Origin of the sequence: Streptomyces anulatus (genome assembly GCF_000721175.1) — a bacterium.
GTDB classification, from domain to species: Bacteria; Actinomycetota; Actinomycetes; order Streptomycetales; family Streptomycetaceae; genus Streptomyces; species Streptomyces anulatus_C.
The window spans coordinates 81,886-103,616 of the sequence record NZ_JOEZ01000028.1 but is presented as its reverse complement, the minus strand read 5'-3'; the positions used below and the strand labels follow the sequence as shown (position 1 = coordinate 103,616).

The 21,731-nt window shown below is 70.7% G+C and carries 22 protein-coding genes and 2 pseudogenes; 9 read left to right on the top strand and 15 right to left on the bottom strand.

Annotation, left to right across the window (positions count from 1 at the left end):
- Positions 1-68 precede the first annotated feature (68 nt).
- Together IG90_RS0128750 and IG90_RS0128745 are read left to right on the top strand one after the other, a co-directional pair.
- Positions 69-944 (top strand): SCO4651 family lipoprotein, encoded by an 876-nt coding sequence (locus tag IG90_RS0128750; RefSeq protein WP_030590666.1) that lies wholly within the window; start codon positions 69-71, stop codon positions 942-944.
- Positions 945-1,208: 264 nt separating this feature from the next.
- Positions 1,209-1,412, top strand: coding sequence for a hypothetical protein (locus IG90_RS0128745; RefSeq protein WP_030590663.1), 204 nt, complete (start codon positions 1,209-1,211; stop codon positions 1,410-1,412).
- A gap of 37 nt (positions 1,413-1,449) precedes the next feature.
- Here the strand turns inward: IG90_RS0128745 and IG90_RS0128740 are convergent, their stop codons facing one another.
- Positions 1,450-1,833: a metal-sensitive transcriptional regulator gene (locus IG90_RS0128740; RefSeq protein WP_030590660.1), complete on the bottom strand. Its 384-nt coding sequence runs from the start codon at positions 1,831-1,833 to the stop codon at positions 1,450-1,452.
- Positions 1,834-2,091: 258 nt separating this feature from the next.
- Here IG90_RS0128740 and IG90_RS0128735 point away from each other — a divergent pair, with 258 nt between their 5' ends.
- Entirely contained in the window at positions 2,092-2,712 is a 621-nt protein-coding gene (locus IG90_RS0128735) for a DUF47 domain-containing protein (RefSeq protein ID WP_030590657.1), read from the top strand.
- 5 nt (positions 2,713-2,717) lie between these two features.
- The gene (locus IG90_RS0128730) at positions 2,718-3,716 is read left to right on the top strand and encodes an inorganic phosphate transporter (RefSeq protein WP_030590654.1); all 999 of its coding nucleotides are present in this window, start codon (positions 2,718-2,720) and stop codon (positions 3,714-3,716) included.
- Positions 3,717-3,865: 149 nt separating this feature from the next.
- Here IG90_RS0128730 and pstB read toward each other — a convergent pair whose 3' ends face one another.
- The 11 genes and pseudogenes from pstB to mshD form a co-directional block, all read right to left on the bottom strand.
- The gene (gene pstB / locus IG90_RS0128725) at positions 3,866-4,642 is read right to left on the bottom strand and encodes a phosphate ABC transporter ATP-binding protein PstB (protein ID WP_030590652.1); all 777 of its coding nucleotides are present in this window, start codon (positions 4,640-4,642) and stop codon (positions 3,866-3,868) included.
- A gap of 25 nt (positions 4,643-4,667) precedes the next feature.
- On the bottom strand, positions 4,668-5,741 hold the full coding sequence (gene pstA / locus IG90_RS0128720) for a phosphate ABC transporter permease PstA (protein ID WP_030590650.1): 1,074 nt from the start codon (positions 5,739-5,741) through the stop codon (positions 4,668-4,670).
- Positions 5,738-6,730, bottom strand: coding sequence for a phosphate ABC transporter permease subunit PstC (gene pstC / locus IG90_RS0128715; protein WP_030590647.1), 993 nt, complete (start codon positions 6,728-6,730; stop codon positions 5,738-5,740). Before pstC ends, pstA begins: the two co-directional genes overlap by 4 nt.
- A gap of 93 nt (positions 6,731-6,823) precedes the next feature.
- Positions 6,824-7,963, bottom strand: a complete 1,140-nt coding sequence (gene pstS, locus IG90_RS0128710) for a phosphate ABC transporter substrate-binding protein PstS (RefSeq protein WP_030590644.1) — start codon at positions 7,961-7,963, stop codon at positions 6,824-6,826.
- A gap of 258 nt (positions 7,964-8,221) precedes the next feature.
- Complete coding sequence (locus IG90_RS0128705; protein ID WP_030590641.1) at positions 8,222-8,677, bottom strand: NUDIX hydrolase; 456 nt, start codon at positions 8,675-8,677, stop codon at positions 8,222-8,224.
- Positions 8,674-9,789 (bottom strand): CHAD domain-containing protein, encoded by a 1,116-nt coding sequence (locus IG90_RS0128700; protein WP_030590638.1) that lies wholly within the window; start codon positions 9,787-9,789, stop codon positions 8,674-8,676. The genes IG90_RS0128705 and IG90_RS0128700 overlap by 4 nt, the downstream gene beginning before the upstream one ends.
- On the bottom strand, positions 9,776-12,025 hold the full coding sequence (locus tag IG90_RS0128695) for an RNA degradosome polyphosphate kinase (protein ID WP_030590636.1): 2,250 nt from the start codon (positions 12,023-12,025) through the stop codon (positions 9,776-9,778). The genes IG90_RS0128700 and IG90_RS0128695 overlap by 14 nt, the downstream gene beginning before the upstream one ends.
- 394 nt (positions 12,026-12,419) lie before the next feature.
- Positions 12,420-12,878 (bottom strand): annotated as a pseudogene (locus IG90_RS0128690) (ATP-binding cassette domain-containing protein); the annotation flags it as partial.
- Positions 12,875-13,294, bottom strand: coding sequence for a GntR family transcriptional regulator (locus IG90_RS0128685; protein ID WP_030590630.1), 420 nt, complete (start codon positions 13,292-13,294; stop codon positions 12,875-12,877). The gene IG90_RS0128685 and the pseudogene IG90_RS0128690, both read right to left, overlap by 4 nt.
- Positions 13,295-13,394: 100 nt before the next feature.
- Positions 13,395-13,733 carry a MerR family transcriptional regulator gene (locus tag IG90_RS0128680; protein ID WP_030590627.1) on the bottom strand — a complete coding sequence of 113 codons (339 nt, stop codon included), beginning with the start codon at positions 13,731-13,733 and terminating at the stop codon, positions 13,395-13,397.
- A 552-nt stretch (positions 13,734-14,285) separates the two neighbouring features.
- Complete coding sequence (mshD, locus tag IG90_RS0128675; RefSeq protein ID WP_030590624.1) at positions 14,286-15,209, bottom strand: mycothiol synthase; 924 nt, start codon at positions 15,207-15,209, stop codon at positions 14,286-14,288.
- 387 nt (positions 15,210-15,596) lie between these two features.
- Here mshD and IG90_RS0128670 point away from each other — a divergent pair, with 387 nt between their 5' ends.
- Positions 15,597-17,402: a bifunctional metallophosphatase/5'-nucleotidase gene (locus IG90_RS0128670; protein ID WP_033894725.1), complete on the top strand. Its 1,806-nt coding sequence runs from the start codon at positions 15,597-15,599 to the stop codon at positions 17,400-17,402.
- A 227-nt stretch (positions 17,403-17,629) separates the two neighbouring features.
- On the opposite strand, the pseudogene IG90_RS46930 reads toward IG90_RS0128670, so the two are convergent.
- Together IG90_RS46930 and IG90_RS0128665 are read right to left on the bottom strand one after the other, a co-directional pair.
- Positions 17,630-17,828 (bottom strand): annotated as a pseudogene (locus IG90_RS46930) (hypothetical protein); the annotation flags it as partial.
- 170 nt (positions 17,829-17,998) lie between these two features.
- Positions 17,999-19,006, bottom strand: a complete 1,008-nt coding sequence (locus tag IG90_RS0128665) for a GlxA family transcriptional regulator (protein ID WP_209443578.1) — start codon at positions 19,004-19,006, stop codon at positions 17,999-18,001.
- Positions 19,007-19,077: 71 nt separating this feature from the next.
- Between IG90_RS0128665 and IG90_RS0128660 the strand changes: the two genes are divergently transcribed.
- Positions 19,078-19,419, top strand: a complete 342-nt coding sequence (locus IG90_RS0128660) for a cupin domain-containing protein (protein WP_030590615.1) — start codon at positions 19,078-19,080, stop codon at positions 19,417-19,419.
- A gap of 206 nt (positions 19,420-19,625) precedes the next feature.
- The gene (locus IG90_RS0128655) at positions 19,626-19,832 is read left to right on the top strand and encodes a hypothetical protein (protein WP_030590612.1); all 207 of its coding nucleotides are present in this window, start codon (positions 19,626-19,628) and stop codon (positions 19,830-19,832) included.
- A 14-nt stretch (positions 19,833-19,846) separates the two neighbouring features.
- Here the strand turns inward: IG90_RS0128655 and IG90_RS0128650 are convergent, their stop codons facing one another.
- Complete coding sequence (locus IG90_RS0128650; protein ID WP_030590609.1) at positions 19,847-20,299, bottom strand: ATP-binding protein; 453 nt, start codon at positions 20,297-20,299, stop codon at positions 19,847-19,849.
- Positions 20,300-20,547: 248 nt separating this feature from the next.
- Between IG90_RS0128650 and IG90_RS0128645 the strand changes: the two genes are divergently transcribed.
- Positions 20,548-21,399 carry a helix-turn-helix domain-containing protein gene (locus tag IG90_RS0128645; protein ID WP_030590607.1) on the top strand — a complete coding sequence of 284 codons (852 nt, stop codon included), beginning with the start codon at positions 20,548-20,550 and terminating at the stop codon, positions 21,397-21,399.
- 10 nt (positions 21,400-21,409) lie between these two features.
- Positions 21,410-21,607 carry a DUF397 domain-containing protein gene (locus IG90_RS0128640; RefSeq protein ID WP_030590605.1) on the top strand — a complete coding sequence of 66 codons (198 nt, stop codon included), beginning with the start codon at positions 21,410-21,412 and terminating at the stop codon, positions 21,605-21,607.
- The last annotated feature ends 124 nt before the right edge of the window (positions 21,608-21,731 follow it).

Here is a 21,731-nt window from a genome sequence, read left to right as displayed (position 1 = left end):
CGGCGGCGGTCGTTATGCGGGGCGGGTGAGGGCTCGGCCGGGCGGTAGTCGTTGGGGGTTGGCAGGCGATGGTGGTGCAGCAGTACAGGGACGGAGGCGGGGCCCGTGCTGCCCGCGCCCTCGCCGTGGCCGGGGTGATCGCGGTCACCGCCGGGTGCTTCGGCGGGGACGCGAGGAGCGGCGCGAGCGACGGCTCCGGGCAGCGCTCCCTGGCCGCCGGTCGTCCGCTCGACGTGCTCGGGCGGGCGGCGGACGTCCTCGTCGAGGCGGGCGGCGCGGAGACCCGTACGTCGATGGAGACGGCGGCCGGCGGGACGCGGGTGACGATCCGGGGGCAGGGTGCGTACGACTTCCGCAGGCAGATGGGGCGGCTCAAGGTGGTGCTGCCCACGGACGCCGCGGGCAAGGATGCCGCGGGCGCGGACGGCCACCGGCCGATCACCGAGCTGCTGGCCCCCGGGGCGCTGTACATGAAGAACCGCGGCGCCGGGGTGCCCGACGACAAGTGGGTCAGGATCGACACGACCACGCTGAAGGACGGCAACCTCGTCACCGGCGGGGTCACCGATCCGATGGCCGCCGCCGAACTGCTGCGCGGGGCCGACGACGTGACGTACGTGGGGGAGTCCGAGCTGGCCGGGGTGACGGTGCATCACTACCGGGGCGTCGCCGACCTGAACCGTGCGACCCGGGCCGCCTCACCGCAGTCGCGCGGGGCGCTCGGCGCGGCGGCGGAAGGGTTCAGCGAGGACGCCGTCCCGTTCGATGCCTACCTGGACGAGGACGGCCGGCTGCGGAAGGTCCGGCACCGTTTCACCTTCCCCTCCGAGGACCGGGAGGTGGCGGTGGTCTCGACACTGCTGCTGTACGGGTTCGGGCTGCCGGTCCGGGTGACCCTGCCGGACGAGGACGCCATCTACACCGGCGAGATCCGGCAGGGCTGAGGGGTGCGGGCGGTGGGCGGGGACGCGGTTCCGGGTGGCCGGGGCCGGGGCCCCGCGGCGCCGGGTGGCCGGTCGTGACCTCAGGGGAGGCGGCGGCCGGGACGGGCCGGGCGGTGGGGCCGGTTGGGAGGGGGCTGAAATGGTCCGTCCGTGCCATGCGCGGTGCGTGTCGCGCTCCCTAGGCTGGGAAGCCGGTGTGCCGGGAGTCGCGCGGCAGACGGCAGTTCGACGGCAGGCCCCAGGGGCCGGTGACGGCAGAGAGAGGTGACGCAGGTGGTGACGCTCAGCGCTCCGAACGCTCAGGACTTCGTGGCCCTCGCCGAGATCGAACTGTGCGGCGAGCTGATGATCGCCGCGTCGGCGGCGGGCGAGGAACGCCTCAGTCCCGACCGTATCGACGAAGTGCTCGACGTCCGGGGCGCGGAGTCCTGGGCGACGGTCCCCCGGCAGGCCGCTCGCCGGGGGTGACGCGCGCGACCCCCGCCGCCGCTCACACGGCAGGGCCTCAGGTGCGGAGCAGGCGGGCGATGGCCTTCGTGGCCTCCTCGACCTTCGCGTCGATCTCCTCGCCGCCCTTGACGGCCGCGTCGGCGACACAGTGGCGCAGGTGCTCCTCCAGCAGCTGGAGGGCGAAGGACTGGAGGGCCTTGGTGGACGCCGATACCTGCGTGAGTATGTCGATGCAGTAGACGTCCTCGTCGACCATGCGCTGGAGGCCGCGGATCTGGCCCTCGATCCTGCGCAGCCGTTTGAGGTGCTCGCCCTTCTGGTGGTGGTAGCCGTGGATGCCGCGGTCGTGGTCCGTGACGATGTCCACAGGGGCGGCCGCCCCCGAATCCGGGGCCGCCACGCCCCCCGATTCCGTCCCCGTGGTCCCGGTCGTGGTCATCTGCGTCCTCCCGTTGTTGCTCTCACGTGTCCCGCTGCGTGCCGAATCGGTGTGTGAAGCGCTGGACTGTTCAACGCCGCACTTTGCCATGCTTATACCCCTGCCGGGTATATCGTAACGAATCCCGCCGAAACGTGACCGGGGGTCCGTGCTGAACGCCTTGTCCGATGGGCGACACTGAAGAACGCCGGTTAGCCGTGGCCGGATGATGCGCCTAGCATCAGCCTGACCGAATCCAAAGCACCCCGAGGACCCCACGTGCGCTTTCGTCTGACCCCCAGGGAGACGAGCTTCTACGACATGTTCTCCGCGTCCGCGGACAACATTGTCACGGGCTCGAAACTCCTGATGGAACTGCTCGGGGCGGACGCTGCCTCCCGAGTCGAGATCGCGGAGCGTATGCGGGCAGCGGAGCACGCGGGGGACGATGCCACCCACGCGATCTTCCACCAGCTGAACTCCTCCTTCATCACGCCGTTCGACCGCGAGGACATCTACAAGCTGGCGTCCTCGCTCGACGACATCATGGACTTCATGGAGGAGGCCGTCGACCTGGTCGTCCTCTACCAGGTCCAGGAACTCCCCAAGGGCGTCGAACAGCAGATCGAGGTGCTGGCCCGGGCGGCGGAACTGACCGCCGAGGCCATGCCGGGGCTGCGGACCATGGCCAACCTCACCGAGTACTGGATCGAGATCAACCGTCTGGAGAACCAGGCCGACCAGGTCCACCGCAAGTTGCTGGCCCAGCTCTTCAACGGCAAGTACGACGCCATGGAGGTGCTGAAGCTGAAGCAGATCGTGGATGTGCTGGAAGAGGCGGCTGACGCTTTCGAGCACGTCGCCAACACCGTGGAGACCATCGCGGTCAAGGAGTCCTGAACCTCGTGGACACCTTTGCGCTGATCGTGACCATCGGTGTCGCGCTCGGCTTCACGTATACGAACGGCTTCCACGACTCGGCGAACGCCATCGCCACCTCGGTCTCCACCCGGGCGCTGACCCCGCGTGCGGCTCTGGCGATGGCGGCGGTGATGAACCTCGCCGGCGCCTTCCTGGGCCAGGGGGTCGCCAAGACCGTCAGCGAAGGCCTGATCGCCACGCCCGTGGGGCAGAAGGGGATGGGGATCCTGTTCGCGGCGCTGGTCGGCGCGATCATCTGGAACCTCATCACCTGGTACTACGGCCTCCCCTCCTCGTCCTCGCACGCCCTGTTCGGCGGCATGGTCGGGGCGGCGCTGGCCGGCGGCACGGACGTCATCTGGTCCGGCGTGCTGGAGAAGATCGTCATCCCGATGTTCATCTCCCCGTTCGTCGGCCTGATCGTCGGCTATCTGGTGATGGTCGGCATCATGTGGATGTTCCGGAACGCCAACCCGCACAAGGCCAAGCGCGGCTTCCGGATCGCGCAGACGGTCTCGGCGGCGGGCATGGCGCTCGGCCACGGCCTCCAGGACGCGCAGAAGACGATGGGCATCGTCGTGATGGCCCTGGTCATCGCGGACATCGAGGGCCCCGACGACGAGATCCCCATCTGGGTCAAGATCGCCTGTGCGCTGATGCTCTCGCTCGGGACGTACGCGGGCGGCTGGCGCATCATGCGGACCCTCGGCCGCAAGATCATCGAGCTGGACCCGCCGCAGGGCTTCGCGGCGGAGACGACCGGCGCCTCGATCATGTTCGGTTCGGCGTTCCTGTTCCACGCCCCGATCTCCACGACGCACGTCATCACCTCCGCGATCATGGGCGTCGGCGCCACCAAGCGGGTGAACGCGGTGCGCTGGGGCGTCGCGAAGAACATCATCCTGGGCTGGTTCATCACCATGCCGGCCGCGGCGCTGGTCGCCGCGCTGAGCTACGGAGCGGTTCTCCTGCTCTTCGGCTGAGCCGTCGGTACGGAGTGATCCCGGCCGGTTGGTTACACGTGTGGGTCCGCCCCCGTTCTCGGTACGAGAACGGGGGCGGACCCTTTCGCCTTGTGGTGGCACCGCCATGCAGCACCGCAAGGCCGTCTGTGGGGTGGAGCGGGCCGGGCTCAGCCGAAGCGGCCCGAGATGTAGTCCTCCGTGGCCTGGACGGACGGGTTGGCGAAGATGCGCTCCGTGTCGTCGATCTCGACGAGCTTGCCGGGCTGGCCCACGGCCGCGAGGTTGAAGAAGGCCGTACGGTCCGAGACGCGCGCCGCCTGCTGCATGTTGTGCGTCACGATGACGATCGTGAAGCGCTCCTTCAGCTCGCCGATCAGGTCCTCGATGGCGAGGGTCGAGATCGGGTCCAGCGCCGAGCACGGCTCGTCCATCAGCAGGACGTCCGGCTCGACCGCGATGGCGCGGGCGATGCACAGACGCTGCTGCTGACCGCCGGAGAGGCCGGAACCGGGCTTGTTGAGGCGGTCCTTGACCTCGTTCCAGAGGTTGGCGCCCTTGAGGGACTTCTCCACGACGTCCGAGAGTTCGCTCTTCTTGTAATTGCCGTTCAGGCGCAGCCCCGCCGCGACGTTGTCGAAGATCGACATGGTCGGGAAGGGGTTCGGGCGCTGGAAGACCATGCCGACCGTACGGCGCACGGCGACCGGGTCGACGTTGGAGGCGTAGAGGTTCTCGTCGTCCAGCATCACCTTGCCCTCGACGCGACCGCCGGGGGTCACCTCGTGCATGCGGTTCAGGGTGCGCAGGAAGGTGGACTTTCCGCAGCCGGACGGGCCGATGAAGGCCGTCACGGAGCGGGGCTCGACGGTCATCGAGATGTCGTCGATCGCACGGTGCGTGCCGTAGAAGGCCGTCAGCCCGCTGACATCGATGCGCTTGGCCATGTGGATCACTTCACTTTCGGTGGCCTCAGCGGCCGGTCTGCGGGGCCTTCCAGCGGGCGATGCCGCGGGCCACCAGGTTGAGGATCATGACGAAGGCGATCAGGACCAGGGCGCCTGCCCAGGCGCGGTCGACCGAAGCCGCGGTGCCGACGGAGTACTGCTCGTACACGTACAGCGGCAGCGAGGACTGCGCTCCCTCGAAGGGATTCGGGTTGATCAGCTTCGTGCCGAAGACGAGCAGCAGGACGGGGGCGGTCTCGCCGGTGATGCGGGCCACTGCCAGCATCACACCCGTCGTGATGCCGCCGATCGAGGTCGGCAGGACCACCTTCAGGATGGTGCGCCACTGGGGGACACCCAGGGCGAGGGACGCCTCGCGGAGCTCGTTCGGGACGAGCTTGAGCATCTCCTCGGTGGAGCGGACGATCACCGGCATCATCAGGATCGCGAGGGCCAGGGAGCCGGCGAAGCCGGACGGGCCGAAGCCGAGCATGAGATTCCAGGTCGCGAGGACGAAGAGTCCGGCCACGATCGACGGGATGCCCGTCATGACGTCGACGAAGAAGGTGACGGCTCGGGCGAGCCTTCCCCGTCCGTACTCGACCAGGTAGACGGCGGTCAGCAGGCCGATCGGGGTCGCGATGACCGCCGCGATGGCCACCTGCTCGATGGTGCCGAGCAGAGCGTGGTAGACGCCGCCGCCCTCTTCGGCGTCGAGGAGACCGCTCATCGAGTGCGTGAGGAAGTAGCCGTCGAGAACGGTGAGGCCCTTGGTGAGGGTGATCCACGCCAGGGAGAGCAGCGGCACGATGGCCAGGGCGAAGCAGACCCAGACCAGGCTGGTGGCGACACGGTTCTTGCCCTGCCGGCTGCCCTCCACCTTCGCGGTGATGAAGTAGGTGGCGGCCACGAACGTCAGTGCGGAGAGCAGACCCCACTGGATCCGGCTCTCCAGGCCGGCCACGACGCCGATCAGGCAGCCGGTGGCCACCGAGCCGACGGCGATGGCCGCCGGGGCCCAGCGGGGCATCCTGGCGTGGGCGAGCGTGCCGCGCGACGGGGCGGCGACGGGGCGCTTGTCCTGGACGGTGTGGCTCATGCGTTGGCCCCCGAGTACTCCTTGCGGCGGGCGATGATCGCGCGGGCCGCACCGTTGACCAGCAGGGTGATGACGAAGAGGACCAGGCCGGAGGCGATCAGGGCGTCACGGCCGAATTCGTCCGCCTCGTTGAACTTCGCGGCGATGTTCTGGGCGAAGGTGCCGCCGCCCGGGTCCAGCAGGTGTCCGGAGAGCACGAAGCTCGGGGAGAGGACTACGGCGACGGCCATCGTCTCGCCGAGCGCGCGGCCCAGTCCCAGCATCGAGGCGCTGATGATCCCGGAGCGGCCGAAGGGGAGAACCGCCATCCGGATGACTTCCCAGCGGGTGGCACCGAGGGCCAGTGCGGCTTCCTCGTGCATCTTCGGCGACTGGAGGAAGACCTCACGGGTGACGTTGGTGATGATCGGCAGGATCATGATCGCCAGCAGGATGCCGACGGTGAAGAGGTTGCGGGCGACGCCCTCGCTGGTCCGCTCGAAGATGTAGGTCCAGCCCAGGTACTCGTCCAGCCACTTGTTCAGGCCGTCGAGGTAGGGCACGAGGAAGACCGCGCCCCAGAGGCCGTAGATGATGCTGGGGACCGCGGCGAGCAGGTCCACCACGTACGCTATCGGGCCGGCCAGCCGGCGCGGCGCGAAGTGCGAGATGAACAGCGCGATGCCGATGGCGACCGGTACGGCCAGGACCATGGCGATGATCGAGCTCACGACCGTGCCGAAGGCGAGGACCGCGATACCGAAGACGGGCGGGTCGCCGGCCGGGTTCCACTCGAAGGTCGTGAGGAAGTTCGCTTCGTCCTTGGAGATCGCGAGGACGGCGCGGTAGCCGAGGAAGGCCGCGATGGCGGCCATGATCACGAGAAGGGTGATCCCGGAGCCCTTGGACAGACCGAGGAAGATCCGGTCGCCGGGGCGGGCCTTGCCACGGGGGGTGCCGGTCGGCGGCCCGGGTGGCGGCGCTTGCGTGGGTGCGGTTGCTGTTTCCATCAGTTTCTCCGGTCTGCGGAGCCTCACGGCTCCTGGCGGCGGTGCACCGGAAGGCGCGGCCGGCCCCCGCTCGGGGGGCTGGCCGCGGCCGGGTCAGGACAGGGTGGGAACGATCTCGCGGACCTTGGCCGCGATCTCGGCGGGCATCGGCGCGTAGTGCGCGTCGGTCAGGACCTTCTGGCCCTCGTCGCTGATCGCGTAGTTCAGGAACGCCTTCACGGAGGGCAGGGTCTCGGCCTTGTTGCCCTTGTCGCAGGCGATCTCGTACGTCACCAGGATGATCGGGTACGCACCCTCGGCCTTGGTGGCGTAGTCGAGCTCCAGGGCCATGTCGTTGCCGGTGCCCTTGACCTTGGCGGCGGCGATGGCCTTGGAGGCGTTCTCCGAGGTGGCCTCGACCGGTGCGCCGGCGCCGGTGTCGATCTTGACGGTGGTCATGTCGCTGGCCGCGGCGTAGGAGAGCTCGAAGTAGCCGATGGCGCCGTTGGTGTCCTTGACACCGGAGGCCACGCCGGCCGAACCGCTGGCGGCCTGGCCGCCCTTGGCCTCCCAGGACTTCGAGGAGGCGTCGAACTTCCAGTCGTCGGGGGCGGCGACGCTGAGGTACTTGTTGAGGTTCTGCGTGGTGCCCGACTCGTCGGAGCGGTGGAAGGCCTGGATCGCGGTGTCCGGCAGCTTCGCGTCCGGGTTGAGCTCGGCGATCGCCTTGTCGTTCCACTTGGTGATCTTCGTGTCGAAGATCTTGGCGAGGGTCGGGGCGTCGAGGACGAGCTCGTCGACACCGTCGAGCTTGAATCCGATGGCCACCGGACCGCCGACCATCGGCAGGTTGATGCCCTTGCCGCCGGTGCAGATCTTCTGGGAGGCCTCGACCTCTTCCGGCTTCAGGGCGGAGTCGGAGCCCGCGAAGGCGACCTGGCCCTGGGTGAACTTGGTGATGCCGCCGCCCGAGCCGATCGGCTGGTAGTTGATCTCCACGCCGGGACACGCGGCCTGGAACTCCTTGACCCAGATGTCCATGGCGTTCTTCTGCGCGCTGGAGCCGGCGGACAGGATCTGGCCCTTGGCGTCGTCGCACGTGATGTTCGATGCGGCGTTCGTCTTCTCGCCGGCGCCGGCCGTTCCGCCGTCGCTGTTGTCGTCCGAACCGCACGCCGTGAGGACCAGGGCGCCGGAGACGGCGAGGGCACCGAGCGCGGTGGCACGAAGCCGGTTCTTGCGCTGAAGCTTCACTTTCGGGTGTTCCTTCCAGGAGCCGCCGTGGTCTTCTCGTTCTACGGCGGCGTGCGATGAGGAGGGATGCTGTGGCTTGTCGCCGCGCACCTTGTACGTCCGAAATTAGGCAGAACAGGTGAAGGCGCCTACGGGGGAGAGTGAACGGCAGGTGAACCGTGTCGGGCAGGCGGGTGCGGGCCGGACCCGTGCGGTCGCCAAGGGCGCGGTTCAGGGCGATGGCCAGGGCGCGGATCGTCAAGCGGATCGGAACGCGGTTCAGGGCGCGGCGAGGGTGTCCAGCAGGGCGGTCAGCTGCTGGACGTCGCGGGGCCGGGTGAGCCGGGCGCGGGCGGCGCCGGGGGCCAGCCACAGGATGCGGTCCACCTCGTCGTTGGCGGTGAAGGAGCCGCCGGTCGCCTCCGCCGCCCAGTAGGCGACCTCCTTGGGCCGGCCGTCCACCGCGTAGCGGGAGGTCGGCAGCCGCTCACCCGGGGCGCAGTGGTGGCCGGTCTCCTCCAGCACTTCCCGTACGGCGGCGGCCAGCGGCTCCTCGCCGCGCTTCAGCTTGCCCTTCGGGAAGGACCAGTCGTCGTAGCGGGGCCGGTGGACCAGACAGACCTCCACCCCGTTCCCGTCCGGGGCGCGGCGCCACAGCACGCAGCCCGCCGCCAGGACGGTGCCGGTGCCGGTGCGCTGCTTCGCGGGCCCGCTGCCCGGGGGCTTCCCGCTCATGGGGTGCTCAGGGCGGTGGCGTACGGCCAGGTCTCCCGGAACACCGCCCGCGCCGCCTCCACGTCGTGGCGCTGGTCCGCGTGGAGCACGCCCAGCGCGTACGCCGTGGCGGGCGCGATCCGGGGGGTGCGGGCCGCCGCTGCCGCCGCCGCGGCCGCCTCCACCGCGTCCCGGTGCAGGTCGAGGGCGTGCCCCGGAGCGGCCAGGACCGGGTCGACGGCGCCGAGGACGACCTCGTGGGCGTACCGGTGCAGCCGCAGCAGCAGGCGGGCCTGGTGCCACGCCGCGTCCTGGGCCTCGTTGTACGGCTCCGTGTCGTCGGGCGGGAGGGCGGCCACCGCGGCGAGGAGGCGTTGCTCGGCGCGTTCGGCGGGCTCCAGGAGGGCCTCGGCGGTACCGCCGGCGGTGCCGGGGGCCAGCGGTACGTCGGAGGCCAGGAGCGCCACGGCGTCGGCGACCGCGTGGAAGCGGGAGGAGCCGAGCGCCTGGAGCGCCGCGGAGTGGGACCGGGTCCGGGCGAGGGTGAGGCGGCGTTCCAGCAGCGCCCCGGCCCGCGCGGCCCCGACCCCGAGGGCGGCGCGGCCCTGGGCGTCGGAGGTCGCGCCCTCCCCGGCGGCCCTGACGCCCCGGGCGGCGGGGAGGGCCGGGCCGGAGAGCTGGTGCAGGGCCTCGACGAGCCGGCTGAGGCGGTTCGCGTAGGCGTGTTCGCGGGCGAGGATGCCGGAGAGCCAGGCCAGTTCGGCGCGGAGCTGGTCGGCCCAGTGCGGGTCGAGCGCGGCCCGGAAGGTGTGCAGGGAGCCGCTGATCCGGCGGGCCGCCCGGCGCAGCGCACGGGTGGCGGCCGCGGCGTCGTGGCCGCCGGAGTCCGCGGGGGCGCTGTGCTCGTGGTGCAGGCGCAGGCTGCGCAGGAAGTCCGCGGCCTGCCGCCGGAGGTAGGGCGCGAGGACCGCCTCCGTGGTCAGGTCCCCGATGGGGCCCCGTGTCCCCGTGGCGTCGGGGAGGCGCTCCGTCCCCGGCCCCGTGGCCTCGGCGGGCGGTGCCGGGGACGAGGTCGTGTCCGGGGCCGCGTCCGGCGTCGGCCGGGTCGTCGTCTGCTGGTCAGGGCGTCGCACGCCTGCGCCTCCGGGCTTCGATGAGCATTTCCTGGACGTGCCGCAGCGGCTGGCCGTCCGCGTCCGTGGCGTGCCGGGTCCAGTTCCCGTCGGGGCCCAGGTGCCAGGAGGCGGTGGTGTCGGCCATACCGGTCTCCAGGAGTCGGCTGAGTGCGGCGCGGTGGGCGGGGTCGGTGACCCGGACGAGGGCTTCGATCCGGCGGTCGAGGTTGCGGTGCATCATGTCGGCGCTGCCGAACCACACCTCGGGCTCGCCGCCGTTGCCGAAGGAGAAGACCCGGGAGTGTTCGAGGAAGCGGCCGAGTATGGAGCGGACCCGGATGTTCTCGGAGAGCCCGGCGACGCCGGGGCGGATCGCGCAGATCCCGCGCACCCAGATGTCGACGGGGACGCCCGCCTGGGCGGCCCGGTAGCAGGCGTCGATGATCGCTTCGTCGACCATCGAGTTGACCTTGATCCGCACGTAGGCGGGGCGGCCCGCGCGGTGGTGGGTGATCTCCTTGTTGATCCGGGCGATCAGCCCGTCGCGCAGGGACTTCGGGGCGACCAGGAGCCGGCGGTAGGTCTCGCGGCGGGAGTAGCCGGAGAGCCGGTTGAACAGGTCGGAGAGGTCAGCCCCGACCTGCGGGTCCGCCGTGAGCAGGCCGAGGTCCTCGTACAGCCGGGCCGTCTTGGGGTGGTAGTTGCCGGTGCCGACGTGGGAGTAGCGGCGCAGCGTGTCGCCCTCCTGGCGGACGACGAGGGAGAGCTTGCAGTGGGTCTTCAGCCCGACGAGGCCGTAGACGACGTGGCAGCCCGCCTCCTCCAGCTTGCGGGCCCACTTGATGTTGGCCTGCTCGTCGAAGCGGGCCTTGATCTCGACGAGGACGAGGACCTGCTTGCCGGACTCGGCGGCGTCGATGAGGGCGTCCACTATCGGGGAGTCGCCGGAGGTGCGGTACAGCGTCTGCTTGATGGCCAGCACGTCCGGGTCGCCCGCCGCCTGCTCCAGGAACGCCTGGACGGAGGTGGAGAACGAGTCGTACGGGTGGTGGAGCAGGACGTCACGTTCGCGCAGGGCGGCGAAGATGTCGGGCGCGGAGGCGGACTCCACCTCGGCCAGGTCCCGGTGGGTGCCCGCGATGAACTTGGGGAACTTCAGCTCCGGCCGGTCCAGCGAGGCGATGGCGAACAGCCCGGTCAGGTCGAGCGGTCCGGGCAGCGGGTAGACCTCCGCGTCGGACACCTTCAGCTCGCGGACCAGCAGGTCCAGGACGTACGGGTCGATGGACTCCTCGACCTCCAGGCGGACCGGCGGGCCGAACCGGCGGCGCATGAGCTCCTTCTCCAGGGCCTGGAGGAGGTTCTCCGTGTCGTCCTCCTCGACCTCCAGGTCCTCGTTCCTGGTGACCCGGAACATGTGGTGCGCCAGCACCTCCATGCCCGGGAACAGCTCCTCCAGGTGCGCCGCGATGACGTCCTCGATGGGGACGTACCGCTGGGGCGAGGCCTCCAGGAAGCGGGTCAGCAGCGGCGGGACCTTGACCCGGGCGAAGTGCCGGTGGCCGCTGACCGGGTTGCGGACGACGACGGCGAGGTTGAGGGAGAGCCCGGAGATGTACGGGAAGGGGTGCGCGGGGTCGACGGCCAGCGGGGTCAGGACCGGGAAGACGCGCTGCCGGAAGAAGGTGAACAGGCGGGCCTGCTCCTTCTCGGTCAGGTCCGGCCAGCGGATCAGCTGGATGCCCTCGTCGGACAGGTCCGGGGCGATGTCCTGCTGGTAGCAGGCGGCGTGCCGGGCCATGAGCTCGCGCGAGCGGGTCCAGATGAGGTCCAGGACCTCGCGGGGCTGGAGGCCGGAGGCGGAGCGGGTGGCGACGCCGGTGGCGATGCGGCGCTTGAGGCCGGCCACCCGGACCATGAAGAACTCGTCCAGGTTCGAGGCGAAGATGGCGAGGAAGTTGGCCCGTTCGAGAATGGGCGTGGCCGGGTCCTCGGCCAGTTCCAGGACCCGCTCGTTGAACGCGAGCCAGCTGCGCTCGCGGTCCAGGAAGCGGCCCTGGGGCAGCTCGTCGCCGTCCCGGTCGGGTTCGTAGGCGTCCGCGTCGGAGTCGAGGTCGGGATCCAGATCGGCCGCGGTGGAGAAGCCGACCCCGTTGGGCGCGGGGGTGGCGTGCGGCCGGTGCGCGGCGAGTGAGCCGACGGACGGCTGGGCTGCGGGCTGGTCCGGGACCTCGGAGCTGGGCTGCTGGCTCATGGACCTATTGTTCCGCGCCGAGCGGTCCTCAGGCGCGTCGGAGCCCGGAAAGATCGCGGAAGGCCCGGGAAGCGGCTCGCCCGGGGCACGGCGGTCGGAGCCGGTGGGGGAGCCCGACGGGGAGCCGGGGGAGCCTGGGGAGGCGTCCTTCCGGGTTCTCCCGATGCGGCGGGGGGCGGGCACAGCTGGCTGCATCCCGTGAGGGTCGCAAGGGCGTCTGAACGGCCGGTAACGGCGACATGGCGTACAGGAAGCGGTGTGCCTGCGGATCGGGCGTGCGGTCACTGTACGTGTTCGACGCGTCGGGGCTGCCCCGGGGGCCGGTGTCCGTGCTGGTCGTCCGGGCCCACCCCTCGTGGGGCCCGGACGACGGCTTGTGGAGCCTTCAGCCGTGCAGCATCAGTTCGGGCCGCTTGCCGAGCGCGAGGGCCAGCGCGAGCCGGGTGCGCTGCCCGCCGGAGAGGGTACGGACGCGGGCCTTGTCCGGCAGTGCTCCGGCGATCCGGTCGGCGGTGGCGCGGTCCCAGCGCCCGGGGTTCAGCTGGGCACCGGCCCACAGGGTGTCGGCGACGGTGAGCTGCGGGTACAGGGGTTTGTCCTGGGAGACGAAGGCGATGCGGTCGCGTACGTCGCCGGGGTGGGCGGAGCCGAGGACGGTGAGGGATCCGGCGCTGGGCCGGTCCAGTCCGGCGGCCAGGTTCAACAGGGTCGACTTGCCGGCGCCGTTGGGCCCGACGAGGGCGCAGACGCGCCCTGCGGGCAGCCGGAACGAGCAGTCGTGCAGGGCACGGTGGCCGCCCCCGCGCCCGTAGGTCTTTCCGAGGCCGTGTGCCTCGATCGCTACGCCGGTCATCTTTCCTCGTCCCCCTTGTACGTGCTGTCCAGTACGGCCGTGAAGAGCGCACCGACGTCGTCCTTCTCCAGCCCGGCCGCCCGGGCCCGGCGGGCCCAGTCGGCGAGTTCGGTGCGCAGCGGTGCGTCGGCGGCGGTCGCGTCGGCCGCGCCGCCCAGCGTCCTGCGGACGAAGGTGCCGAGCCCGCGGCGGGCCTCGACGAGGCCTTCGCGCTCCAGCTCCCGGTAGGCCTTGAGGACCGTGTTCGGGTTGATCGCGGTGGCTTCCACGACCTCGCGGGCGGTCGGCAGCCGGTCGCCCGGTTCGAGCACGCCCAGGCGAAGGGCCTGCTTCGTCTGCTGGACGATCTGGAGGTAGGTGGCGACGCCGCTGCGCCGGTCGATGCGGAACTCGACAGCTGCGGACTCGGCTGCCATGCGCTGCACCACCCTTTCACTAATTGAGTAGTGAAAGGGTGGTGAAAAAATGGGGCGGCGTCAAGTGACGCCGCCCCACAGGGCGGTTCGGGTGGAGCGGTCAGGTGCTCGGCGGGACCGGTGTGCGGTCGGCGCGCAGCTCCTCGTTGATGCGCTGTGCCTCTTCCAGCTGGTCCTCGAGGATGACGATGCGACAGGCGTCCTCGATCTTCGTGCCCTGGTCGACCAGTTCCCGGGCGCGGGCGGCGATGCGCAGCTGGTAGCGGGAGTAACGACGGTGGCCTCCGTCGGAGCGCAGCGGGGTGATCAGGCGGTTCTCGCCGAGCGCGCGGAGGAAGGCGGGGGAGGTCCCGAGCATCTCGGCCGCCCGGCCCATGGTGTAGGCGGGGTAGTCGTCATCGTCGAGCTTGCTGGTGGGGCGGGTACTGCTAGCGGGCATAGCACCTCTTCTTCCGGGGACACGTCGGGGGGCCCGAACGCCTTGCGGCGCTCGGGCCCCGAGCTTTCAACACCATCTGCCGGCTGACTGCGCCGGCTCATCTGTTCCGCCGGTCCGCCCGGGAGGGCGGGGAAGCGGGGATCGCGGATGCTTGACCGGGGACCACCTTCCGTTCCGGGGCCTGCGGTACCCGAGCGGAGTCTTCCTCGCTCAGGCGATCCTGATGGCGTCTGCTCCTTACCTCGTGCGGTTCAGTGTTTCGGTACTGCGGGTACTGCGGTCGTGCGTGCGACCCCTGGGGCCGCCCGGCCCGGCAGCCAGCGGGGGAACCCACCGTTTCCGGCTCCCTCGCTCCACTGCCGTTCCGCTTACTGCTCTGACCTGCGTGCACGGCAGTTCGTGTCTGCCGTGCCCTCTTTGCTTCCGACTACGAGGGAAACGCTAACCCCACCGAAGGCTGGATGTCTACTCCCGCCACGACAGATTTTCTTCGGAGTCGGCTGCGCTACGTCCGTGGCGGCCGCGCTCCGGAAGCTGTCGCGGCCGTCGGCCTCAGGACTCGGTGCGGTACATCAGATCCACCTCGTTCGTGGTGAAGCCCATCCGCTCGTACACCGTCACGGCCGCCGTGTTGTCCGCGTCGACGTAGAGCATCGCGGTGGGCAGCGCCTGGGCCGCCAGATGGTGCAGGCCGATCGAGGTCAGCGCCTTGCCGAGGCCGCCGCCCTGGGCCTCGGGCAGGACGCCGACCACGTACACCTCGCCGAGCTGCTCCTCGGCGTGCACCTTCGTCCAGTGGAAGCCGACGATCTGCCCGTCCCGCTCGGCGAGGAAGAAGCCCTTCGGGTCGAACCAGGGCTCGGCCTTGCGGTCGTCCAGGTCCTGCTGGGTCAGCGTTCCCTGCTCGGGGTGGTGAGCAAAGGCGGCGCGGTTCACGGCGAGCCAGGCGGCGTCGTCGCGGCCCGGCTCGAAGGTCCGTACGGTGACGCCCTCGGGCAGCACCGGCTCCGGGAGGTCGAGCGGGATCAGGCTCCGCCTCAGCTGGCGCAGTTCGCGGAAGAGTGAGAGGCCGAGGACCTGGGCCAGGTGGCGGGCCGCTGAGCTGCCGCCGTGCGCCCAGACCCGCAGCCGCTTGCCGGTCGCGGCGAGGAGGGCCGCGCCGAGCGCCCGGCCGTGCCCGCTGCCGCGCCGGCCGGGGTGGACGACCAGCTCGGCGGCCGGGGCCTCGACCGGGTCGGTGTCCTCCAGCTGGGCGTATCCGACGAGCGTGCCGTCGACGGTGAGGAGGAAGTGCCGTACGCCGTCGCGGTGTCCGCCCCGGATCCGGAGTCTGCCCTGCTCGGAGACCGCCTGCCGGCCGTCGGACCGGGCGGCCTCGGCGAGCAGGGCGAGGACGGTGCCGGCCTGCGCGGAGTCGAGTGCGTCGAGGGTCTGGATCTCACGTCCGGGAGCGGGGAGGGGTACGTCAGTCGTCATGCCTCCGAGCGTACGGCGAGCGGTGCGCCCGGCGGGGGCGCGGCGGGGTGGCGGGGCTGCGGACGGTGCGGGGGCTGTGGGTGCGGGCCGTGCCGGGGCCGGGCCACACCGGTGCGGTGGTCGGAGTCGCCGGCCCCGATCGCCGGCACGTGACGTACAGGCCTTCGGTGGTGACGCCTACCGTGTCGCTTCTGCCCCTATATGTGAGTCAGACGGGTGAAGCAGGCGCTCGTGGGGGGTCTCTGACGAGCCATTTGGCTGGATGGCAACCTGTCCGTAACCCCGAACACCTGTTGCGCTACGCGCGTTGACTCTAGGCTGCGGCACGCAGGATCCCAGACCTGAGACCAGCGACACCACCGACAGCACTGACACACAAGGGGACCGATGCCAGCGACTTCGCAGAAGAACCGTGCGACACGGCGGGTGCTCGCCGCCGCGGCCGGTCTGGCCACCGTGGGCGCGCTCGTCGCCGCGATGCCGGCCGGCGCCCATGACCGGGGCAACGGGCACGGCCACAAGTCCCGTACCGTCGACGTGCAGTTGCTGTCGTTCAACGACCTGCACGGCAACCTGGAGCCGCCGGCCGGTTCCGCCGGTACGGTCAAGAAGACGCACGCGGACGGCACGGTCGAGGCCATCCCGGCCGGTGGCGTCGAGTACCTGGCGACCTCGCTGCGCACCGCGCGCAAGGGCAACCCGTACTCCGTCACGGCGGCCGGCGGTGACATGGTCGGCGCGAGTCCGCTGCTGTCGGGCCTCTTCCACGACGAGCCGACGATCGAGGCGCTGAACGGTCTCGACCTGGACGTGACGGCGGTCGGCAACCACGAGTTCGACGAGGGCGCCACCGAGCTGGCCCGCCTTCAGAACGGCGGCTGCCACCCGGTCGAGGGCTGCTACGAGAAGGGCAAGGAGTTCGAGGGCGCGGACTTCCCCTACCTCGCGGCCAACGTGACCAAGGAGAAGACCGGCAAGCCGCTGCTGAAGCCGTACACGGTCTGGAAGAAGAACGGCGTCAAGATCGGCTTCATCGGCGTGACCCTGGAGGGTACCCCGGACATCGTCACCGCGAACGGCGTCAAGGGCCTCGAATTCCACGACGAGGTCGAGACGATCAACAAGTACGCCAAGGAGCTGGACCGCAAGGGCGTCAAGTCCATCGTGGCCCTGATCCACGAGGGCGGGGCCCCGGCCTCCACCTCGTACAACTACGACTGCGACAGCCCCGGCGCGGGCGACGGCATCTCCGGCCCGATCGTCGACATCGCCAAGGGCATCACACCGAAGGTGGACGCCCTGGTCACGGGCCACACCCACCAGGCGTACGTGTGCACCGTCCCGGACCCGTCCGGCAAGCCGCGCATGGTCACCTCGGCCTCGGCGTTCGGCAAGCTGTACACGGACACCACGCTCACCTACGACCGCCGCACCAAGGACATCGTCCGTACGTCGGTGAAGTCCGCGAACCACGTCGTGACCCGGGACCAGCCCAGGGCCGCCGACATGACGCGCCTGATCGACCGCTGGAACAAGCTGGCCGCCCCGGTCGCGAACAAGCCGCAGGGCTGGATCACCGCCGACATCAACGGCCGCGGCTCCGCGGCCCCGGAGAAGCCGCTCGGCAACGTCATCGCCGACGCCCAGCTCGAAGGCCTCGCCCCGGCCGACAAGGGCGGCGCGGAAGTCGCGTTCATGAACCCGGGCGGTATCCGCGGGGACCTGGTGCACAAGGCGTCCGGCAGTGAGGGCGACGGCGTCGTCACGTACGGCGAGGCGTTCACCGTGCAGCCGTTCACCAACATGATGAACGTCGTCGACCTGACCGGCGCCCAGCTGGTCACCGCCCTTCAGCAGCAGGTCAGCGGCTCCAACGAGGCCAGTCCGAAGATCCTCCAGGTCTCCGGGGGCCTCACCTACACCCTCGACCTGACGAAGACCGGCGCGGACCGCGTGGTCGCCGGCACCATCAGGCTCAACGGCGAGGCGATCGACCCGGCGCGCACCTACCGGGTCGCGATGAACGAGTTCCTCGCGGGCGGCGGCGACGGCTTCCCGGCCCTCGGCGAGGGCACGAACAAGCTGGTCGGCGCGTCCGACCTGGACCTGTTCAACGCCTACCTGGCCGCCCACTCCACGGCGACCGCGCCGCTGGCCCCGCCGGCGACGGACCGGATCACGGTCATCCAGTAGTCGTCATGTGACGCGGTGGAGGGGCGGCGGGCCTGCGGGGCCTGCCGCCCCTTCCTCGTACGGTCCCGAGCTCCTGTCGGCTCCTGAAACCGGCTCCTGGACGGTGCTCGCGTTCGCCATCCCGGGTGCGGTCATGAGGCGTCGGGTGCGGCAGCAGCGCCGGGTGGGGACCACACCTTCGTAGGACGCCGACAGGTGTGCGTGCCGTCGGGGCCCGTCTCGACGCTTCATGCGGCGGTCCGCGCGTGTTCGGCTCGGTTCGCGCGGTCTTCGCGGCAGTCGCGGCAGTGGCCGGGGGTGGGGGAGCGGAAGGCCCGGTCGCAGTCGTCGCAGGTCTGGAAGGGCGTGACGGTGACGCGGGGGCGGGCTGGGGGGGGTGAGGTCGTGGGAGCTGGGGAGTGGTGGGGGCAGCAGGACGGTGGCGCGCCGGGTCGCACCAGTGCACGACCCGGCGCGAGGATACGGCGTGAGGGGGCGGGGCCTGTCCAGGCCCCACCCCCTCACGCTTCACGCCTCTACCGTCAGGCGTCGGAGCCGGCTGATGCCCCGGCCCGCCGGGCCGGCCTCCGGTGGGAGTCATTCCGTCGCCGGAGCGTTCAGCGAACGGGGCGGCTCCTTGCGGTTGCCGCTTCGCCGAATACGGTGCGGTACGCGCCGGGTGTCGTCCCGAGAGCGGTACGGAACCGGCGCCTCAGGTTGACCGCCGAGGACAGTCCGACCCGGACGGCGACCGTCTCGACGGGCAGATCGGTCCGCTCCAGCAGCGACCGGGCCGCGTCGACGCGCTGCTGGAGCAGCCACTGCCCCGGACTGGTGCCGACCTGACGGACGAACCGGCGGGCGAAGGTGCGCGGGGAGAGACCGGCGTACGCGGCCAGCCGGCCGACGGAGAGGTCCGTGTCCAGTCGCGTCAGCGCCCACTCCAGGACCGGGGCCAGCGACGCGTCCGGGCCCACGCCCGGACCTGGGTGCGCGGGGGCGGGCGGGGCCGCGTACTGGAGCTGGCTGCCGTCCCGGTGCGGCGGCAGCACCATGCTCCGGGCCACCTGCGCGGCGTAGAAGGCGCCCAGGTCGGACCGCACGAGGTGGAGGCAGAGGTCGATGCCCGCGCCGCTGCCCGCGCTGGTCGCCACATCGCCGTGGTCGACGTAGAGCACGTCCCCGACGACGGTCACCTCGGGGAACGCGTCGGCCAGTTGCCCGCTCCGCCGCCAGTGCGTGGTCGCACGCCGCCCTGCCAGCAGTCCGGCCTGTGCGAGGACGAAAGTACCCGTGCAGATCGACACGATGCGCGCCCCGCGCCGGTGCGCCGCCCGCAGGGCGTCCAGGACGTCGTCCGGCACGGGCCCGCCGGGCGGCTGCCAGCCGGGCACGATCACGGTGTCCGCGCTCCCCAGGGCGTCGAGGCCGCTCTCGACGAGCAGCGCGTGCCCGACGGTGGTCGGCAGGGGGCCGGGTTGGCGCGTGCAGATCTCGAACGTGTAGTGCGTGGGCAGGTCCGGGCGGTCACCGCCGAAGACCTCGGCGGCACAGGCGAGTTCGAACGGCGACTGCGGTTCGTTGAGCAGCGCCACCACGTGATGCCGGGAACGGGATACGGGCATGGCAGGAAAGTACCCGAGGATGTCGTGTTGGACACTCGCCCCGGGTGATTGTCCCGCGTCACGGTGGAGTCATGAGCGAGGAGAGCCGAAACGGCGCGGTGAGCGCCCTGAAGACCGTTGTCCAGGTCGACGACGTCGAGCCGCACGAGGTGGCCCCCGGGATCCTGCGCCGCAGGCTGCCCGGCACGGCGTACGCCCGGGGCTGGCTGATCGACTTCGCGCCGGGCACGGAGTGGCCCGAGATCGACGAACACCGCACGGAGGAGCGGTACTTCGTCCTGAGCGGCGAGGTCATCGACGGCGGCGAGCGCCACGGGCCGGGGACGTACGTCGTGTTCGCGCCGGGCAGTGAGCACCGCCCGCGCACGGAGGCGGGGGCGCAGATGCTCGGCATCTCCCTCATGACCGCATGACCGCATGACCGCATGACCGCATGACCGCCTGAGTGGCCGAGGCGGCCGACGGGACCACGGCTGTCCGCCCGGAACAGGGGACTGGGCGGACAGGCCGGGGCGCCCGTCGGGGGCGGTGCTCCGGCCCGTGCCCAATCCCCTTGCCGTGCGGCTCCGAATCACTGGTGAGAGACGACCCGGCTCCCCTCGCACGGCAGGTGGGACCCATGACGGCACGTTCCCTGCTCACCCCTGATCTTCCGCCCCGCTTCGTGACGCCGGACCTTCCCGGGGCATGCGTCCCGGTGGTTCCGAAGCCGACCGCCGCTTCCGTCGGCCGGGGGCGCTTCGCCCGCCCCGGGGACCGCCGCGAGAGTGATCCCGACGGCGAGCACCGCGAGGAGGGCGGCGACGGCCACGAAGCCTCCTGCTGACACGTCGCAGCAGGTCACGCCGTCGGTTCCGGTCGCCCCAGCGTGAACCAGACGACCTTGCGGCCAGGGTGCCGTGGTCCGCCGCCGCGCGTCCCCCACGCCAGCGCCAGGCTCTCGACGAGAGCGAGCCCTCGCCCGTGCTCCTCCTCCGGGCCTGCCCGCAGTGCGCCGAGAGCGCCGGTGAGCGGGCTGCCGTCATCCGTGACGGCGAAGGTGACCCGTTTCCGGTTGACGGCCGCGTGGACCCGGATCAACGGCGTACCGGTGTGGCGGTGGGCGTTGGTGACCAGCTCGGTCACGCAGATCCGGGCGTCGTCGACCAGCCCGAGATGCCGGCTGACCTCCAGCAGCGAGGCGACGAAGTCCCGCGCGAGACGCGGGGCGCTCGCGGTGTTCGGCAGGGTGAGTCGGTAGACCTCGCCGCCGATCGGGTTCGGTCGTACGGGAGTTGGGTTCGCAGCGGTCATGTCGGTATCCCCTGGTGGTCCGGTTCGGTGAACGAATGCGCTGCGCCCGGCCCGTGGCGATGGCTGCCCTGCCGAACGCGTCAACGCGCGGCGAAGCGGCTGCACTTCGGGACTCCGGGGTGGAGCGCGGTGCTGTGACGAACCGTAGCGCACTGTCTAACGCGTTAGACCTCTACTTGTAACTAGTTCGACTGTTTGAATACCTGTCGAGCAGGGGGCCACACTGGGACCCGACAAGAGGAGGGCCGATGCCATCGAGGAAGGCGCCCACGGCGCGTCAGCGTCGACTGGGTACCGAGCTGCGTCGGGTTCGTGAGCACACCGGGCTGTCGCTCACCGGGGCGGCGGCGATGCTCGGTACGGACCGCACCACCATCAGCAACATCGAATCCGGAAGGTTCGGCGTGAGCGCCGAACGAGTACGTGCCTGGGCCGGCCACTACGGGTGCCCCGACCATGCCTATGTCGAGGCGCTCGCCGGAATGGCTACCGAGCGCATAAACGGCTGGTGGGAGGATTACCGGGGACACCTCACCAGTGATGCCCTCGATCTGGCCGAACTGGAATATCACGGTGTCGGCATCAGGTCGGTGCAGATCATGTATATGCCTGGCCTGCTCCAGACCGAGGACTACGCACGTGCCGTCTTCGCGGAGAGCGTGCCGCCGCCCACCCCTGCCCGCCAGAGGCGTCAGCTGTCGCATCGGCTGAGGCGGCGCGACGTCCTCGACCGGGCAGAGCTGACCTCTTGTACGTTCCTGATCCACGAGGCGGCGCTGCGGATGACCTACGGCGGCGCATCGGTCGCTCGCAGCCAACTCGACCATCTGTTGAGACAGTCGGACCGCGAGAACGTCGTCATCCGCGCGATCCCTTTCGCGGCGGGCGGTTTCCCGTATGCCAGCAGTTCGGCACACTACGTCTACGGTGTCGTTCCGCAGCTCGACACCGTCCAGACGGATACCTCGACCGGGTCGGGTTTCCTGGATTCGGAGACGAGTCTGGAGAACTGGCGAGTCGCGCTGGACCGAACTGAGGAGAGATCTCTCGACCCGGAGAGCTCGCGAGACTTCATTCGTGGAATCGCTAAACAAGTATGAAGGCGTGAGAATGTTGGAAATTCAGTGGCGCAAGTCATCGAAGTCCTCGAATGCAGAGGGCTCCGACTGTCTGGAACTCGCAGAGCACGGCGGTGAGATCCTGCTCCGCGAGAGCGACAACCCCGACGTGATCGTCCGTACGACGCGCGCCAAGCTCCGGGCGTTCCTGGGCGGTGCGAAGGAGGGCGAGTTCGACGACTTGGCCTGAGCTTCCGTGCTCCGGCAGCGGGCGGCCTCCACCGGCGCAGGTGGGGGCCGCCCGCGTTTTCGACCCGACGCGCAATGCCCACCTCACCCGTTAGGCGTCAAACACTTGAAACAGATCGGCGTAA

Excerpts from the sequence above, each read along its gene's own strand:
- IG90_RS0128750 (WP_030590666.1), top strand. The coding sequence starts at position 69 with ATGGTGGTGCAGCAGTACAGGGACGGAGGCGGGGCCCGTGCTGCCCGC.
- IG90_RS0128740 (WP_030590660.1), bottom strand. The coding sequence starts at position 1,833 with ATGACCACGACCGGGACCACGGGGACGGAATCGGGGGGCGTGGCGGCC.
- pstB (WP_030590652.1), bottom strand. The coding sequence starts at position 4,642 with ATGGCCAAGCGCATCGATGTCAGCGGGCTGACGGCCTTCTACGGCACG.
- pstA (WP_030590650.1), bottom strand. The coding sequence starts at position 5,741 with ATGAGCCACACCGTCCAGGACAAGCGCCCCGTCGCCGCCCCGTCGCGC.
- pstC (WP_030590647.1), bottom strand. The coding sequence starts at position 6,730 with ATGGAAACAGCAACCGCACCCACGCAAGCGCCGCCACCCGGGCCGCCG.
- IG90_RS0128705 (WP_030590641.1), bottom strand. The coding sequence starts at position 8,677 with ATGAGCGGGAAGCCCCCGGGCAGCGGGCCCGCGAAGCAGCGCACCGGC.
- IG90_RS0128695 (WP_030590636.1), bottom strand. The coding sequence starts at position 12,025 with ATGAGCCAGCAGCCCAGCTCCGAGGTCCCGGACCAGCCCGCAGCCCAG.
- IG90_RS0128685 (WP_030590630.1), bottom strand. The coding sequence starts at position 13,294 with ATGGCAGCCGAGTCCGCAGCTGTCGAGTTCCGCATCGACCGGCGCAGC.
- IG90_RS0128680 (WP_030590627.1), bottom strand. The coding sequence starts at position 13,733 with ATGCCCGCTAGCAGTACCCGCCCCACCAGCAAGCTCGACGATGACGAC.
- mshD (WP_030590624.1), bottom strand. The coding sequence starts at position 15,209 with ATGACGACTGACGTACCCCTCCCCGCTCCCGGACGTGAGATCCAGACC.
- IG90_RS0128670 (WP_033894725.1), top strand. The coding sequence starts at position 15,597 with ATGCCAGCGACTTCGCAGAAGAACCGTGCGACACGGCGGGTGCTCGCC.
- IG90_RS0128665 (WP_209443578.1), bottom strand. The coding sequence starts at position 19,006 with ATGCCCGTATCCCGTTCCCGGCATCACGTGGTGGCGCTGCTCAACGAA.
- IG90_RS0128660 (WP_030590615.1), top strand. The coding sequence starts at position 19,078 with ATGAGCGAGGAGAGCCGAAACGGCGCGGTGAGCGCCCTGAAGACCGTT.
- IG90_RS0128655 (WP_030590612.1), top strand. The coding sequence starts at position 19,626 with ATGACGGCACGTTCCCTGCTCACCCCTGATCTTCCGCCCCGCTTCGTG.
- IG90_RS0128650 (WP_030590609.1), bottom strand. The coding sequence starts at position 20,299 with ATGACCGCTGCGAACCCAACTCCCGTACGACCGAACCCGATCGGCGGC.
- IG90_RS0128645 (WP_030590607.1), top strand. The coding sequence starts at position 20,548 with ATGCCATCGAGGAAGGCGCCCACGGCGCGTCAGCGTCGACTGGGTACC.
- IG90_RS0128640 (WP_030590605.1), top strand. The coding sequence starts at position 21,410 with ATGTTGGAAATTCAGTGGCGCAAGTCATCGAAGTCCTCGAATGCAGAG.